Below are 16,044 nucleotides of genomic sequence, written 5' to 3' on the forward strand. Positions count from 1 at the left end.
ATGACCGAGCTCCGCACGGCCGACGGCCCGGCCGTCACCGCCTCCTGGGGCGGGCAGCACGTCCACGACCCCACGATCGTCCGGGACGACGACGGCACCTACTGGTGCTTCTCCACCGACGCCCGCTACGACGGTCCGATCCGCGCCGGTGTACAGGTCCGCCGCTCCGACGACCTCGTGGACTGGACGTTCCACGGCTGGGCGCTCGACGGCGTCCCTGCCCCCGCCGCGGACTGGGCGGGCGCGGAAGGGCTGTGGGCACCCGACGTGGTGCGGGCGCCGTCCGGGGACGGCTGGCGCATGTACTACTCGGCGTCGTCCTTCGGCTCGCGCCGCTCCGCCATCGGGCTGGCGACCGCGCCGCACCCCGCCGGGCCCTGGCAGGACGTCGGGATCGTCGTCGCCTCCCGGCACCACGCCCCACCGGCGGGCACCGGGCACCCCAACGCCATCGACGCGAACGTCGTCACCGACGGCTCGCGGCAGTGGCTCGTGTACGGGTCGTTCTTCGGCGGGATCCACGTGCTGCCGATCGACCCCGGCACAGGACTGGTCGCCGCGGAGGCGGCGGGATCCGCGGTGCCCGGCCGGCTCACCGACCGGCCGGGGACGCTCGTGGCCCGCCGGTCGCCACACGCCGACAACGGCGCCGTCGAGGGCGCGTTCGTGCTGCCCCGTCCCGGAGGCGGGTGGGCGCTGCTGGTCTCGTACGACTCGCTCGCCTCCAGCTACCACGTCCGTGCCGCCGTCGGCCCGGCCGTCGAGGGCCCGTTCCGCGACCGGACCGGCCGGGCGATGACCGACGTGGACGCCGCACCGTGGTCCGTCGGCGTCCCGGTGCTGGCCGGGCACCGTCTGGCGGGCGGCCCCGGCATCCTCGCGCCCGGCCACGGCTCGGTCCTCACCGAGCCCCTGCCGGACGGCGGCACCCGCCAGACGTTCGTCCACCACGTCCGCGACGCCGACGCCCCCGGCGAGCACCGCCTGCAGGTGCGGCGCCTGGTCTGGACGCACGACGGCTGGCCCCTGGTCAGCCCGCAGCCGTGGGCGGGCGCCCGCCGCGAGACGGACGACCAGTCCCGCTGGCCGGCCGACCCGGCGGTGCTCGCCGGGAGCTGGGAGGTGCTCGAGCCCGGCACCGACCCCGTCGGCGTCCAGCACGGCACCGTGCGACCGCTGGGCGAGCGCCACGAGGTCCGGGCCCTCGGCCGGGGCCGCTTCGCGTGGCGGGCCGACGACAGCACGCAGGTCTCCGCCGTCGTGCATCCTGGGTGGGACGCCGTCCGCCGGCGCTCCGCCCTGGTCCTCACCGCGCTCGACGACGCGGGCCGGGTGGTGCTCGGCACCCGCCTCGACGAAGGAACCCCGTGACCTCGGACCGCCCCTCCCCGGGACACCGCCCCGTCGACGACGCGCGCGCGCAGGCACGTGCGCAGGTCGCCGACGCGGAGGTGCCCGGCTGGGCCGGCGGCGTCATGCTCGCGCTGCGCTGGGTGACGCTGCTCGTCGAGGTCAACGTCATGGTCCTGCTCGGGACGCTGGCGGGTGGTGTCCTGCTCGGGGCCGGGCCGGCGCTGCACGCCGCGAGCGCCGTCACGAGCCGGATGACCCACGAACCGACGCCGTGGCGCACCTTCTGGCGCACGTGGCGGTCGGGCTTCCGGCGTGCCAACGTCCTGTTCGCGCCGCTGTGGGTGGTCGCCGCCCTGCTGTGGTTCGACGGGGCGGCGATCACGCTGATGACCGGGCCGGTGCGCGCCGTGCTGCTCGGCGGGCTGGTGCTCGTGCTGGTCTGGACCGCCGTCGTGCTCGCTTACTGGCCCCGGGTGGTGCTGCGCTACGAGCGGCCGTTCGGGGAGACCTGGCGTTTCCTGCTGCTCGCGCCGCTGCTGGGGCCCGCCACGAGCGCCGCCGTGCTCGTGGTGCTGCTCGTGGTGTGGATCGCCTGGACGTTCCTGCCGGTCGTCGCCGTGCTGCTGGGCACGTCCTTCGCCCTCTGGGCCACCGGCCGCCTCGTTACCGAGCGGCTGGAGCGGCTCGACGTCGACCTCGGGGCCTGACGACGGCCCGTCCCTGCGTCACCAGGGGACGGGGCCGGCCTCGTTGAAGAACCCGCCGCGGGGACCGTCGTCCGGCAGGGTGGCCAGCCGGATCGCGACCCTGGCGCCCTGCTCGGGCGTGCGCGGGCCGTCGTGGCCGGTGAAGTCGGTCGCGACGTAGCCGGGGCAGGCGGCGTTGACGACGATCTTCGTGCCGGCCAGCCGGCGTGCGTACTGGACCGTCAGGGCGTTGAGCATCGTCTTCGACGACGCGTACGCCGTCAGGATCGGCCCCGTGTGCAGCTCCAGCGAGCCCATGTCGCTGGACATGTTGACGATCCGCGGCGAACCGGACCTGTCGAGCAGGGGCAGCATCGCGTTGGTCACGCGCACGACACCGAGGACGTTCGTGTCCAGCACGGTGCGCAGCACCTCCAGGTCGAGCGTCGTCGGGTCCTGGGCCCCGTCGTCGTACCGCCCGGCGATCCCGGCGTTGTTGACGAGGACGTCCAGCCGTCCCGCCTCGGCCTCGATCGCCCGTGCCGCGGCGTCGACGCTCTCGGCGGAGGTGACGTCGAGCGCGACGCCGAACGCGTCGGCCCCGTCCGCACGCAGCTTCGCGACGGCGGTCTCCCGTCGCGCGTCGTCCCGCGCGCCGACGGCGACGCGGAATCCCTCGGCACCGAGGCCTCCGGCGACGGCGAACCCGATTCCCTTGTTCGCGCCCGTGACGAGCGCGGTCTTCTTCTCGGTCATGCGATCGATGCTGCGGGGTGCCGGTGGGTCCCGTCCAAGACCGATCGGGTCCGCGGTGATACCCGCCAGGTATGAGTGCCTATGCTCGGGTCGTGGACGGCATCGAGACGCGCGAGCTGCGCTACTTCACGGCGGTCGCCGACCTCCTGCACTTCGGGCGGGCGGCCGAGCGGCTGGGGATCGCCCAGCCTCCGCTGTCACGGGCGGTCCGGCAGCTGGAGCGGCGGCTCGGGGTCCGGCTCTTCGACCGGGACCGGCGGGGCGTCGCACTCACGGAGGCCGGCGAGGTGCTGCACCGGGAGGCACGACTGGCGCTGTCCGCCGTCGAGGCGGCGGCGCGGCGTACCCGGCGCGCCGCGGACCCCGCGCCGACGATCACGCTCGTGACCAAGGCGGGGGCCTCCCACGCGCTGCTGCAGGCCCTGCTCGACGCGCACGGGCGCTCGCGGGACGCCGTGCCGGTGCGCGTCGAGCTCTGCGAGCTGGGCGAGCAGGCGGGGATCCTTCGACGGGGGGCGGCCGACGTGGCGCTGATGCACCGCCCGGTCGACGATCTCGCGGGACTCGACACTCAGGACCTGCTGACGGAGGGTCAGGTGGCGATCGTGCCCGTTGCCCATCCCCTCGCCGCCCGGCACCGGGTGACCATGTCCGACGTCGTGGACGTCCCGGACCTGCCGATGGCACGGTGGCCGCGGCTGGACGGCACCTACCCCGACGGGCCCGGTCCGGAGGTGCGGTCGCAGGCACAGCTCGCGCAGCTGGTGGCGCTGGGGCGGACGCTCCTGGTCATCCCCGCCTCCAGCCGGGCGTGGCAGTGGCCGGAGCACGCCGCGGTTCCGGTGACCGACGCCCCTGTGGTGACGACCGTCCTCGCGTGGCCGGCGCACACGGGCTCCGCCGCGCTCGACGGTCTGCGCGAGACCGCGGCGGCGCTGCGGCGTGACACGTTCCGCGCCGGGTCCGGCGAGCCCGCGGTGTGACGTCCCCGGTCGTCGCGAGCCGGTCGCCGGGGCGCTAGGCCGTGCGGCCGAGAGCGTCCGTCGCGATCGTCTCGACGCCGCCGTCGAGCTCGGCCACGATCCGCTCGGGTGCCCCCTCGGCCACGTCGCCCGTGGACTCCCGTCCGACGAGCCGCGAGGTGGGCACCACCCGGCGGTAGGCCCGGTCGGACGGACCGGCGATCTGTTCCACGAGCAGGTCGACGGCGGTGCGGGCGATCTGCGCGCTGCCCGGGTCGACCGAGCTGATCGTGGGCACCGAGTAGCGCACGTCGTCGACGTCGTCGAAGCCGATGAGCGCGACGTCGCGTGGGACGTCGAGGTCGCGCGCGTGCAGGGCGTGCAGGGCACCGAGCGCCATCGCGTCGTTGAGCGCGAAGACCGCGTCGACGTGGACCCCTGCGTCGAGCATCCGGCCCATCGTCTCCGAGCCGGTCGACCGGTGCCAGAGCCCGGCCTCGCCGACCAGGGCCGGGTCGAAGGGCAGGCCCGCCTCGGCGAGCCCCTGCTTGTACCCCTCGGTGCGCAGCGCCGCGGAGCCGAGCTCCTCCCCCTCGTGCGCACCGACCACGGCGATCCGCCGGTGGCCCAGGGCGGCGAGGTGCACGGTGGCCGCCCGGGCCGCCGCGACGTTGTTCATGGTGACGTGGTCGGCCGGGGCGTCGAACACCCGCTCACCGAGGATCACGAGCGGGAAGTCGACGTCGAACAGTCCGACGTCCGCCTGGGAGAGCTCCAGCGGCGAGAAGATGAGACCGTCCGTGAGCTGGCGCCGCTTGCCCGTCAGGACGTCCACCTCGCGCTCGCGGGACCCGCCCGTCTGCTCGATGAGCACGGTGAGCGACTGCTCCTCCGCGGCGCGGATGACCCGGTCGGCCAGCTCGGCGAAGTAGGGCAGGGACAGCTCCGGCACGGCGAGCGTGATCATGTCGGTGCGACGGGTGCGCAGGTTGCGCGCAGTCGTGTTGAGGCGGTAGCCGAGCGTGTCGATCGCTTCCTCGACTCGACGGCGCGTCTCGGGCCGGATGTGCGGGTAGCCGTTGACGACGTTCGAGACCGTCTTGATCGACACCCCGGCACGGACCGCGACATCGTGCATGGTCACTGCCACGTGACTCTCCTCCTGATCGACGCACACAGCGTAGGACACGGGCGGGCCGACTGGTGCCGGACGTGCGCGTCGTGGTTCACTCTACATCGTTGTAACCGATGGCGGTACATCCCGCTCCGTCCGCAGAGGAACACCGAGAACCATGGCTGACGCCCGCATCACCCTCCACCCCGACTTCCGCCGCGGCACCGTCGACCGCCGCCTGTTCGGCTCGTTCGTCGAGCACCTCGGCCGCGCGGTGTACACCGGCATCTACGAGCCCGGGCACACCGCCGCCGACGAGCACGGGTTCCGGCGCGACGTCGCCGACCTCACCCGTGAGCTGGGCGTGTCGATGGTGCGCTACCCCGGCGGCAACTTCGTCTCGAACTACGTCTGGGAGGACGGCGTCGGTCCCGTCGCCGAACGCAAGCCGTTCCTCGACCTGGCCTGGCGCACGGTCGAGCCGAACCTCGTGGGCACCGACGAGTTCCTGCAGTGGGCCGAGCGTGAGGGCATCGAGCCCATGATGGCCGTCAACCTCGGTACGCGCGGCGTCGACGCCGCCGCGGCCCTCGTCGAGTACTGCAACGGCGAGGCCGGCACCCGCTGGGCCGACCTGCGCATCGCCAACGGCCGGACCGAGCCCTACGGGGTCAGGCTCTGGTGCCTCGGCAACGAGATGGACGGACCGTGGCAGATCGGCCACAAGGACGCCCACGAGTACGGCAAGCTCGCCGCCGAGGCCGGCAAGGCCATGAAGCTCGTCGACCCCTCGATCGAACTGGTCGTGTGCGGGTCGTCGTCCATGCAGATGCCGACCTTCGGCGAGTGGGAGCGCACCGTCCTGTCGTACACCTACGACCTGGTCGACCACGTCTCCATGCACGCCTACTACGAGGAGCACGACGGCGACCGCGGCTCGTTCCTCGCCTCCGGGACCGCCATGGACCGGTTCATCGACCGCGTGGTCGCCTCCGCCGACGCCGTCGGGGCGGAGCGGCGCTCCGAGAAGAAGATCACCATCTCGTTCGACGAGTGGAACGTCTGGTACCTCGAGACACGCTTCCCCGGCGAGACGAACCTGCCGATCCAGCGCGACGCCCCGCGCATCATCGAGGACGTGTACTCGGCGCTCGACGCCGTCGTCGTCGGCGACCTGCTCGTGACCCTGCTCAACCACGCCGACCGCGTCCCCGTCGCCGCGCTCGCCCAGCTCGTCAACGTGATCGCGCCGATCATGACCGAGCCCGGCGGCGAGGCCTGGCGCCAGCCCACGTTCTACCCCTTCGCGACGACGGCGCGCCTCGCCCGGGGCACGGCCCTCGACGTCCGCGTCGACGCACCGACGTACACGACGTCACGGCACGGCGACGCCCCGACGGTGACCGCCGCAGCGACGGTGGCCGACGACGGCTCGCTCGGCCTCTTCCTCACCAACCGCACCGACCGGACCGTCGAGGTCGACCTCGCGCACGTCGGGGCGGCGCTGACGCTCACCGAGGGGCACCGGATGGTCGCCGACCACGAGCCGGCCGAGCACGGTCCCGAGCACGCCGCGAAGGTGGCCCAGGCCTGCTGGTCGACGCTCGACGTCGACGACGCCGTCATCGGCTCCGCGGCCGGGACGACGACGCTGCGCCTCGCCCCGGAGTCGTGGACGGCCTTCGCCGGGACGTTCGCCCGGTCCTGACGGCGTCGCCAACACGAGATCGACCCTCCCGGTCCGGGATCGACGTACGGTGCGTCGATCCCGGACCGGGAGGGTCGATCTCGTCAGGCTTCACGCCGGAAGGTGGGCTCAGGCCGGGGCCAGCGCCAGGTCCTCGTCCCGGTCGCCGCGCGGCTTCTGGTCCTCGTACCGGCGCACGACGCGGCTCACCGTCGAGCGCGAGGCGGAGACCTCCTCAGCAATCTCCCGCTGCGTCATCCCCTCGCGCGCGAGCTCGACGATCCGGCGGTCGCGGTCCGACGTCGGAGCCTCGGCAGGGGTCTCGTCGCCCTCGCGCGCGTCGCCCGCACCCTCCTCGACGGTGGGTGCTTCCGCGGCGAGCGTCCGCGCGACGTCCTCCTCGACGGTCTCCTCGGCGCCGGCGGGCTCCCGCTCGCCGTTACCGGCCACGTCGCCGACGGCCGCCGCCTCGGGCGCCTCCGGCACGGAGTGCCAGGCCGGAGCCTCCTGCGCAGCAGCCGCCTCGGCCTGCTGACGGCCGCGGTACAGGTCGAACACCTCGACCCGGCGCGTGTGCCCCGTCTCGGTCCGCGGCTCCAGGAGCGGCCGGCGCGGCGCCTCCGGGGCCGACGTCGCGGCCTCCTCGACCGCACGCTCGGCCAGCAGCGCGGCACCGAACGCGTCCACGAAGGGCTCATCCTCAGCGTCCTCCTGCGTCGCCTCGACCGCAGCAGCCGGGGCGCGGGTGCCGGAGGTCGTCGGGGCCGCGGCGCCGGACGCGCCACCGCGCGAGGGCCGGACGGGCAGCCGGTCCGCCGCGGGTGCTGCCGGCGCCTGCGGCGACTCCGACCGCTCCGGGGCGCCCCGGACCGCGCTGGCCGCCTCCGCAACGATGGCCGCGTCGGCCGCGGTGGCCCCCAGGCTCGGAGCGGTACGCGCCGGGGCCGCGGCCGCAGCCACCGCCTCGGGCGAGATCCCCTTGCTCGTCCCCCGCTTGATCGAGCTTGCACCGATCGTGTCCAGCCGGTTCCCGTGTCGCTCGGCGGCCTCCAGACGATCGACCCACACCTGCATGCGCCGCTCGAAGTCCTCCACCGTCAGCAGCTTCAGGGCGCCGTCGCGGGCCGCCCGCTGCTTGAGGTGCGCCCGGCGCACCTTGCGCATGCCGCGCGCGTTGCCCGTGCTGTCGAGGCGGGCGTCACGCCAGCTCTCGAGCGCGGTCACGTACTGGTGCACGCGGTGCTCACGCCGCCGCTCGTCGAGCGTGTGGCCGGTGACCAGGTGCCGCTCGCCGACGAGCGCCAGGTGCCACATCAGGGCGGCGACCAGCGGGGGGACGAACCGGAAGACCACCATGTACGGGGTGCTCTCGGTCGGCACGGCGATCTCGTGCAACGCCGCGAACACGCCCGACGTCCCGGACAGGATCCACGTCAGCGTCAGGAGGACGCCGTAGGGACGTCCCTCCAGCGCGGCGTTGCGCGCCATCAGGGCCACCGCCACGAGGCTGACCTCGAGGAACCCTGCCAGCGCGTACGCCTCGAGCGGCGACATGTGCGCCACCTCGAGGCCGAACAGCACCATGCCGCTGTAGGCCAGTGCGGTCGCGATGAACGCCGCCACGACGACGGCCACCATGGGAAGGTGCCGGCCGCGGTAGCGGGGTTTCGGTGGGGCGTCGCCCGCTGTCGTCGCCGGCACGTCCTGCTGAATCACGTCTTCCTCCGAAATATGGTGATCAGGCCACATATCACCAGGCGTTCACCGCAGAAGTCAACGCTTCGCGGTGATCGGAAGCGGATCGTGACCAGGACGTCCGCCCGGGAACCTCGCCGGCGTCCGGAGTTCACCCGGAGCGCGCGACAAACCGCCCGGTCGGTTCGCTACGCTGTCCGCACGCCGTCGAGGAGGACGCCGATGACCGAACGGTCCACCACCCAGACCGACGCCGGCCCGGCCGGCGACCCCACCCGCGTCGAGACCCCGCTCGGCACTTTCCACGCCCTGCGCGACGGCGACGTCGTCCGGGTGCGCAACATCCGTTACGCCCGTGCCGACCGCTTCGCGGCACCGTCACCGGTCGCGCCGGACCCCGCGGAGTCGGCACCGCTCCAGCATGTCCGCTACGCCTGCCCCCAACCACCCAGCCCGGCAGACCAGGTGTACGGGCCGCAGCTGCGCGACGTCGAACCCACCGAGGACTGCCTCCGGCTCAGCATCACCCGTCCGGCCGAGACCGACGGTGCGCTGCCGGTCCTCGTCTGGGTCCACGGGGGCGCCTACGTCTCGGGCGCGGGCGACCTGGCCGGCTACGACCCGATCGTGCTCGTGCGCGAGCACGGGGTCCTCGTGGTCAACGTGACGTATCGGCTCGGCGCGCTCGGGTTCTTCTCCGACGGCGGCTCGGACGACGTCGCCGCGGCGGTCGAGGCCGGCCGCCCGGCGAACCTCGGGCTGCTCGACCTGCTGGCGGCGCTGCGCTGGGTGCGCGACCACGTGCACGCCTTCGGCGGCGACCCCGACCAGGTGACGCTCGTCGGACAGTCGGCCGGCGCCGACGCCATCGCACACCTGCTCGGCGCCGACGGCGCGGACGGCCTGTTCAGCCGCGCGATCCTGCAGAGTCCGCCGCTGGGAGTCCGCGGGGGCCGCGCCGAGGTCCACGCCGGTCTCGTCGAGGCCGCGGGACCGCTCGACCCGACGGGCACGGTCGACGACGTGCTCGCGGCCCAGCAGCGCGCCATGGCCGCCGTGGCCGGGATGAACGACCGGGCCGGCATGCCGTTCGCCCCCGAGTACGGCCGGGCTCCAATGCCGTCCGAGGAGGAGTTCCTCGCGACGTGGCGTCGCCGGGCACCGGGGCTGGAGCTGATGGTGACCTGGACCTCCCAGGAGGGCGAGACGTTCGTCCAGCTCGACCCCCGGGGCAGGGCGCTGCGCGACAAGCCCGTCGTCGGCAGGCTGCTGGCGTGGTTCGTGTGCCGGAAGGTCACCGACACGCTGTTCCGCACGGGGTGCAAGGCCTTCGCGAAGGACATGGCCGACGCCGGTGCCGCCGTCGTCGCCGCCGAGCTCACGACCCGCCCGGTCGACGCCCCGATGGGCGCCACGCACGCCGTCGAGCTCGGCCTGCTGTTCCCGAACCCCGACCGGTGGGCCGAAGCACCGGTCATCGGACCGGCGGGGGCCCGGACGCTCGTCGAGGCAGGCCGCGACCTGCGGGCCGCCTGGGCGGAGTTCGCGCGGACCGGCCGGCTCGCGGCCGACCGGGTCGGGACAGGTCCCGGCTGGACCGGTGAGCTGCGGGTGACGCGCCGCTCCTGACCCAGCAACGCATCGAGCGTGCCGGCTTTTTCCTCATCCGGGTCGGATGAGGAAAAAGCCGGCACGCTCGATGAAGAAAAGGGTCAGGCCGTCAGCCGGTCACCTCCCACGGACCCCACGCGGACGACGCCGGCTCCTGGTTCCGGGTCCACCACCTCGCCGTGTAGGTCTCGCCGTCGTGGACGACGACGTCACCCGCGGTGAAGATCCGCGACGGCGTCCACACCGCGACACCCTCGGAGGTCTCCGCGATCTCCTGCCACGAGCCGTAGACGTTCGCCCCCGGCTCGTCGCCCCCGGTCCACCACGTCGCCTCGAACACCGACCCCTCGAACGACACCCGGTCACCCGCGGTGTACACCGACTCCGCGTCCCACACCGGGAACTCCGGCGGGCACTCCTCACCCGAGTCACCCTTCGTCCACGTCCACGACTCCGGGTTCTTCGTCGACGACGGCTTGTCGCTCAGGACGTAACCCTCCAGCGGAGTCGCCACCACCTTCACCCCACCGTCGTTCTTACGGGTCTCGACGTACTCCACACCCTCGACGACCGGCAACGGAGCACCCGTGACGTTCCCCGGACCACACTCGTCCGTCCAGGTCGGACGCTCCGGCGTCACCTCGACCAGCTCGTCCTCGGCCTGGGCGAACTCCCACCAGTCGGCCTCGAACAGGTCTTCACCGGTGGGGCCGTGGTAGCTCAGGTAGACGTCGTGCACGCCGACAGCACCGTCGAGTGTGGCGCTGACCTCGCTCCACTCCCCCACGGTCCCGTCCACTGCGACGGTCCCGACGAGCGGGCCGTCCTGCGAGTCGAGGCGGACCTCGATCTTCGCGCCCTGGACGAGCGGTCGGACCCGGGCCCCGATCTGCGCGGCCCCGTTCTCACCGAAGTCGACCGACGACAGGGCCGACCAGTCGCCGTCGTCGATGTCCTCGACCATCAGGTTGGGCGCGCCGGCACCGAACTCGGCGGAGGCGTCCGTGATCTCCACCGTCGCCAGTCCCTGCTGCCACCCGAAGGTCTCGGCCTCGACGACACGATACGGGTCGAAGTCCTTGACCTGCTCCGCACCGGCATAGTCGCCCACCACCTGCTGGATTGTCCCGTCCTCGTTGAAAGACAGCTCCTGGATGTGCGGGCTGCGGTACCCCTGGGTCGTGCTGCCGTTGATCCGCTTGTTCAGCGTCGGCGCGTGGTAGGTCATGTAGTACGAACCGTCCAGCTCGAAGACCGACTGGTGGTTGTTGCCACCGGTACCGGCGCCGAAGAACTCGGACTGGTTCGGGAACAGCACGCCCTCGTAGGTCTCCTTGGGGAACACCGTCGGGTCGTCGGAGATCATGTAGCCGATCTGACCTCCGCCGGGGTACCCCGGCTCGGGTGTCTGCGAGCCTCCGAAGTCCGGTCCGCCGAAGTGCGATGAGTACGTCAGGTAGTAGAGCCCGTCGCGCTCGAACACGTGCGCCGCCTCGAAGGCCACCGGAGCGTCGACGACTTCGGCCGTGCCCTCGGTGGAAACCATGTCGTCACCGAGACCGATGACCCGGAGGTTCTTCGGGTTGTTGTACTTCTCCGCGTCTGGCATGTCCGCCGGCGGCGGGCCGCCGCCGAAGTACAGGTACGGCGTGCCGTCGACATCGACGAACGGCGCCGGGTCGAACTTCCAGGCGACGTCCTCGGCACCGGGCGTGGACCCGCCGATGAGCAGACTGTCACGGTCGCTCGTCCAGGGGCCCAGGGGCGAATCACCCGTGATGACGTTGCTGGAGCCGCCGCCGTTGGCGTAGTAGAGGAAGTACTTCTCCTCGCCGTCGACAACCTTCTTCGCCATGCCCGGGGCCCAGGAGTTGTTGGTGAACGGAGCGATGCCGTCCGGACCGGCGACCTGGATCTCACCGTGGTCGGTCCAGTTGACCAGGTCCTCCGACGAGATCACGGTCAGCTGGTTGATGTCGCCGTAGTTGATTCCCGGCGAGATGCCGGTCTCCGGGTCGGGCGCATAGCCCTGGGTGTCGTTCGTCAGGTACAGGTAGACCCGGCCGTCGTCGACGAACCCAAAGGCGTCGGCGCCGAACTTGTGCGAGATGAGCGGGTTGTGCTCACCGGGCTTCTTGCCGACCACCTCGATCGTCGTCGACGGCGGCGGAGGGGGTTCGGCCCCCACGAGGGACACGTCGTCGAGGACGAAGTCCATGAGATGGGTGGCCGGGTCGGCCGCCGGGTCCGCCGTCCATGGCGTCTCGAAGAACAGCCGGGCCGTGGTGACGTCCTGCGTCTCGGGGATCGTGAACGACCCCTCGAGCGTGGCCCACTCGCCGTTCGTCGCAACCGTGTCCACAAGGTTCTCGTACGTGGACCCGCCGTAGTGCATGGTGGCGAAGAACTGCTTCGTGGCGGGCGACGCCGCGTCGTCGTACTTGATGCGCGCGCTGAGCTCGTACGTCTCACCTGCCTGCACGACCCCGCTCAGGTCCTGCAGCGGGCCCGAACCGGTGGTGGCCCGATCGGTCGTGAGCGCCGCGGCGGCGCCGGAGTGGGCGTCGGCGGTCGTGGCCAGCACGGCCGAGTCTGTCGAGTTGCCGTCGTTGACGAACCAACCCGTCGTCCCGTCCTCGAACCCGCCATTGGCGACGAGCTCCTCGTCCGCAGCGAAAGACGGTGTGCTGACGAACGCTGCACTCAGTAGCGCGGCCGTCGCGACTCCGGCCGCGGTCGCGCGAAGGCGTCCCCGCCTCGGTCTGTGCAATACCATCTGCTCCTCCTTGAGTTCGTTCCTGGTTTCTGCAACGCTCCGGCGAGACCGTGCACGGACGATGCCGTCCACGTGATCGCCGCAGCACCGTGGAGAAGAGGTCAGCTCCACCCACTCGTGAGGCAACGGCCGATCGCCTTCGCACGGCGTCTTGAGGTCAGTCGGTGGTCGCCTCCCACGGGCCCCACGCGGACCACGCCGGCTCCTGATTCCGGGTCCACCAGCGCGCCGTGTAGTTCTCGCCGTCGTGGACGACGACGTCACCCGCGGTGAAGATCCGCGACGGTGTCCACACCGCGACACCCTCGGCGGTCTCGGCGATCTCCTGCCACGAGCCGTAGACGTTCGCCCCCGGCTCGTCGCCCCGCGTCCACCACGTCGCCTCGAACACCGCGCCGTCGAACGTCACCCGGTCCCCCGCGGAGTACACCGCCGAGGCGTCCCACACCGGATACTCCGGCGGGCACTCCTCACCCGAGTCACCCTTCGTCCACGTCCACGACTCCGGGTTCTTCGTCGACGACGGCTTGTCGCTCAGGACGTACCCCTCCACCGGAGTGGCCACGACCTGCACCCCACCGTCGTTCTTCCTCGTCTCGACATACTCCACCCCCTCGACGACCGGCAACGGCGCACCCGTGACATTGCCCGGACCACACTCATCGACCCAGGTCGGACGCACCGGCGTCACCTCGAAGAGTTCAGCAACCCGCGGCACGAGTGCAGCCACGGCCACGGCAAGCTCCCGCGCGGGCGCGTCGACCTGGTTCTGCGTGGACGGTGCCGTGGTGGACCGTGCCGTGTCGAGAGCGTCGGAGAGCCGTGCCCACGACTTCGGGGTGTAGTCCTCCTCGTCGAGTGCGGTGGCTTCCTCGACCAGCGCGTCCAGGCTCGAGCGGTCGACCTCGGAGCCCAGCGTGCTGCTGAGCAGGAAGTGGTCGAAGTCGACGACTCCACCGGTGCGCTCCGTGGCGTAGTTGAAGAGACCGAACCGGTAGCCCATGAAGTGCGACAGGCTCCAGTCCATGACCAGGGGACCCTGCGCAGGACCGAGCGGCTGCCAGTTCTGCCCGTCGAGACTCGCGGAGTACTGCACCCACAGCTGGCCCGGCGTGGCGGCGAAGTCGGCGTCCGCCTTGAGGTGGACGTCGGTGCTGTCGCCGAGGTCCACCGTCGTGCCGGGGACGAAGGACTCGACCTCGTCGCGGTCGATCTCCTCATCGAACGGCTGGAGCCGTGTGACGAGTCCGAGCGTGCGCTCGCCGTCGACCTGCTGGACGGCGGCATAGGCGAAGCTGCGCCCGTAGACCGCCAGTCCGGCGACGTCGCCGTCATGCATCCCGGAGACGTCCATCCGGGTCTCCGCCGACGACGTCGGTCCGAACGTACGCTGGCCCAAGACGTTGCGCGCCTCCTCGAGGTACGTCAGGTCGCGGCCGGGAGCCTTGGTGTACTCGGCCTGGCCGGTGACCACATGACCGTTGGTCAGCCGGAGCCACCCCTCCCGGTCGGTGAGCGTCCAGTAGCGGTTGTCCGGGTTGTGGTTCCACTGCCAGGCGAGGTCGAGGTCCGAACCGTTGTAGGAGACCTCGTCGGCCGTGGCGTGCTCGAGATCCGGCTGCCGGCCGACGACCGAGACGTCGTCCAGGAGGTACGAGACCGCCGACGTCTCCGGCTGCGGGTTGCCCCACGGTGTCTCGACCGCGATCTTGACGGTGCTCACGTCGGCGTCGCTCGGGATGGTGGCGGTGCCCTGAACCGTGGCCCACTCCCCCCGCGGAACGTCGTCGGCCACGAGCACCTCCACCCCGTCGCCCCAGTCCCCGACCAGGTGGAAACGCATGCTGTCGGGCCCGGCGTCGAACCGGACCCGCGCCGAGAGGTCGTAGGTGATGCCCGCCTGGATCGTGCCGTCGAGCTGCTGGTACGGGCCGGACCCGTTGAGCGTCCGGTCACCGACGCCCAACGCGGCGCTGCCCGACGCCGGGGACGCGGTCTCGCGGGTGAGCGTGGCGCCGTACTGCGCCGCCCACGGCTCCGTCGTGGCGTCCTCGAAGCCCGGATTCTCGACGAGCTCGATGCCGAGCAGGCCCTCGTCGTACGAGGGTGCGTCCGGGATCTGCCAGACCGTGTCGCTGAAGGCATGGTGCTCGGCGTCGTTGGCGAAGTCGTCCGAGGCGACGATGCTCTTGAGGCGCTCGCGGCGCAGCTCCTGCGGCGACAGCGTGATCGGCTTGTCGAAGACGTCGCCGACCTGCACGACGCCTTCGGCTCCGAAGGTGGGCCAACCGTCCTGCCAGGTGGCCGGGATGAGTGCCGGGATGCGTCCGAGCGGGTAGGTGTCCCGGAAGAACATGCCCCACCACTCGTAGCCCCCGTCGCCGTCCGGGACCTCGACCAGGCCGCCCTGGGCGAAACCGTCGGAGTCGAGCACCCGGCGCGCCTCGTACGGGTCGCTGCCGTCGGGGGTGGCGTAGCGTCCGAGCAGGTGCTCCGAACGGAACATCACCTCCTGGCGCCCCTGGCCGGGCGGCCAGGTGATGATCGCGATGTAGTACTCGCCGTCGATGTAGTGGACCTGGGCGCCCTCGAACAGCCCTCCGGCGAACGGTTCGTCGGCGTGGTCGCTCGCGCGGATGATGTCGGGGTACTCCTCGACGATCTGCGTCAGGTCGTCCGACAGCCGCACAGCGCTGGTGCCCCCGGAACCGTGGAAGATGTAGGGCGTCCCGCCGTCGGCGTCGTCGAAGAAGAGCGACGGGTCGTGCAGTGCCCGACCGAGGGCGACCCGGTCCCAGCTGCCGTCGTCGATGTCGTCGGTGCTGTAGAGGTAGGCGCCACCCAGATTGTTCGTGTTGAAGACGACGTAGAACCGACCGTCGTGGTAGCGCAGCGAGGACGCCCACTGGCCGTGTCCGTACCCGTTCTGCCCGTTGCGCAGGGACGAGACGTCGTCGACCCCCAGGCGGTCGTAGACGTAGTTGACGATCTCCCAGTTGACGAGGTCGTAGGACTTCATGATCGGTGCACCGGGACTCAGATGCATCGTCGTGCTGACCATGTAGTAGACGTCGCGGCCCTCGTCGTTCTCGGCGGCCGGGACGCGTGTCACGCTCACGTCCGGCACGTCGCTGTTCAGCAGCGGGATGCCGTACGTGCCGTCTCCGTTGTCCGTCGTCGTCAGGCCGAGGTCGTCCTCCGCCGGTTCCGTACCAGCGGCCGTGGCGAGCCCGGCCGTCAGTGCGGTCACGCACAGTCCGCCGAGCAGCGTCGTGCCGAGCCTCCGGGACGTCGTCGTCGATCTCACGGTCACTTCTCCTTCTCGTCGTTGAGCAAAGCTGGAACGTGCTTGGCCCCGTGCGCCAACATCTTTGTTAGCGCTCACATCTTGGTGTCTGGCACCT

At 71.8% G+C, this 16,044-nt stretch carries 10 protein-coding genes; 5 read left to right on the top strand and 5 right to left on the bottom strand.

Annotated elements, in window-relative coordinates:
* The gene (locus ACWAT2_RS06100) at positions 1-1,371 is read left to right on the top strand and encodes an arabinan endo-1,5-alpha-L-arabinosidase (protein ID WP_402372239.1); all 1,371 of its coding nucleotides are present in this window, start codon (positions 1-3) and stop codon (positions 1,369-1,371) included.
* Positions 1,368-2,060 carry a YesL family protein gene (locus ACWAT2_RS06105; protein WP_402372240.1) on the top strand — a complete coding sequence of 231 codons (693 nt, stop codon included), beginning with the start codon at positions 1,368-1,370 and terminating at the stop codon, positions 2,058-2,060. Before ACWAT2_RS06100 ends, ACWAT2_RS06105 begins: the two co-directional genes overlap by 4 nt.
* Positions 2,061-2,078: 18 nt before the next feature.
* Here ACWAT2_RS06105 and ACWAT2_RS06110 read toward each other — a convergent pair whose 3' ends face one another.
* On the bottom strand, positions 2,079-2,795 hold the full coding sequence (locus ACWAT2_RS06110) for an SDR family oxidoreductase (protein WP_402372242.1): 717 nt from the start codon (positions 2,793-2,795) through the stop codon (positions 2,079-2,081).
* A 92-nt stretch (positions 2,796-2,887) separates the two neighbouring features.
* Here ACWAT2_RS06110 and ACWAT2_RS06115 point away from each other — a divergent pair, with 92 nt between their 5' ends.
* Positions 2,888-3,778: a LysR family transcriptional regulator gene (locus tag ACWAT2_RS06115; protein WP_480048636.1), complete on the top strand. Its 891-nt coding sequence runs from the start codon at positions 2,888-2,890 to the stop codon at positions 3,776-3,778.
* Positions 3,779-3,812: 34 nt separating this feature from the next.
* On the opposite strand, the gene ACWAT2_RS06120 is transcribed toward ACWAT2_RS06115, so the two are convergent.
* The gene (locus ACWAT2_RS06120) at positions 3,813-4,907 is read right to left on the bottom strand and encodes a LacI family DNA-binding transcriptional regulator (protein WP_402372245.1); all 1,095 of its coding nucleotides are present in this window, start codon (positions 4,905-4,907) and stop codon (positions 3,813-3,815) included.
* 142 nt (positions 4,908-5,049) lie between these two features.
* Between ACWAT2_RS06120 and arfA the strand changes: the two genes are divergently transcribed.
* Positions 5,050-6,579: an arabinosylfuranosidase ArfA gene (gene arfA / locus ACWAT2_RS06125; RefSeq protein ID WP_402372246.1), complete on the top strand. Its 1,530-nt coding sequence runs from the start codon at positions 5,050-5,052 to the stop codon at positions 6,577-6,579.
* A gap of 108 nt (positions 6,580-6,687) precedes the next feature.
* Here arfA and ACWAT2_RS06130 read toward each other — a convergent pair whose 3' ends face one another.
* The gene (locus ACWAT2_RS06130; RefSeq protein ID WP_480048638.1) at positions 6,688-8,193 is read right to left on the bottom strand and encodes a helix-turn-helix transcriptional regulator; all 1,506 of its coding nucleotides are present in this window, start codon (positions 8,191-8,193) and stop codon (positions 6,688-6,690) included.
* A gap of 282 nt (positions 8,194-8,475) precedes the next feature.
* Here ACWAT2_RS06130 and ACWAT2_RS06135 point away from each other — a divergent pair, with 282 nt between their 5' ends.
* Positions 8,476-9,882, top strand: coding sequence for a carboxylesterase family protein (locus tag ACWAT2_RS06135; RefSeq protein WP_402372250.1), 1,407 nt, complete (start codon positions 8,476-8,478; stop codon positions 9,880-9,882).
* Positions 9,883-9,973: 91 nt separating this feature from the next.
* Here ACWAT2_RS06135 and ACWAT2_RS06140 read toward each other — a convergent pair whose 3' ends face one another.
* On the bottom strand, positions 9,974-12,640 hold the full coding sequence (locus tag ACWAT2_RS06140; RefSeq protein WP_402372252.1) for a family 43 glycosylhydrolase: 2,667 nt from the start codon (positions 12,638-12,640) through the stop codon (positions 9,974-9,976).
* A 157-nt stretch (positions 12,641-12,797) separates the two neighbouring features.
* Complete coding sequence (locus ACWAT2_RS06145) at positions 12,798-15,947, bottom strand: beta-xylosidase family glycoside hydrolase (RefSeq protein WP_402372254.1); 3,150 nt, start codon at positions 15,945-15,947, stop codon at positions 12,798-12,800.
* Positions 15,948-16,044 lie beyond the last annotated feature (97 nt).

The organism is Isoptericola sp. GX10416 (assembly GCF_056590155.1).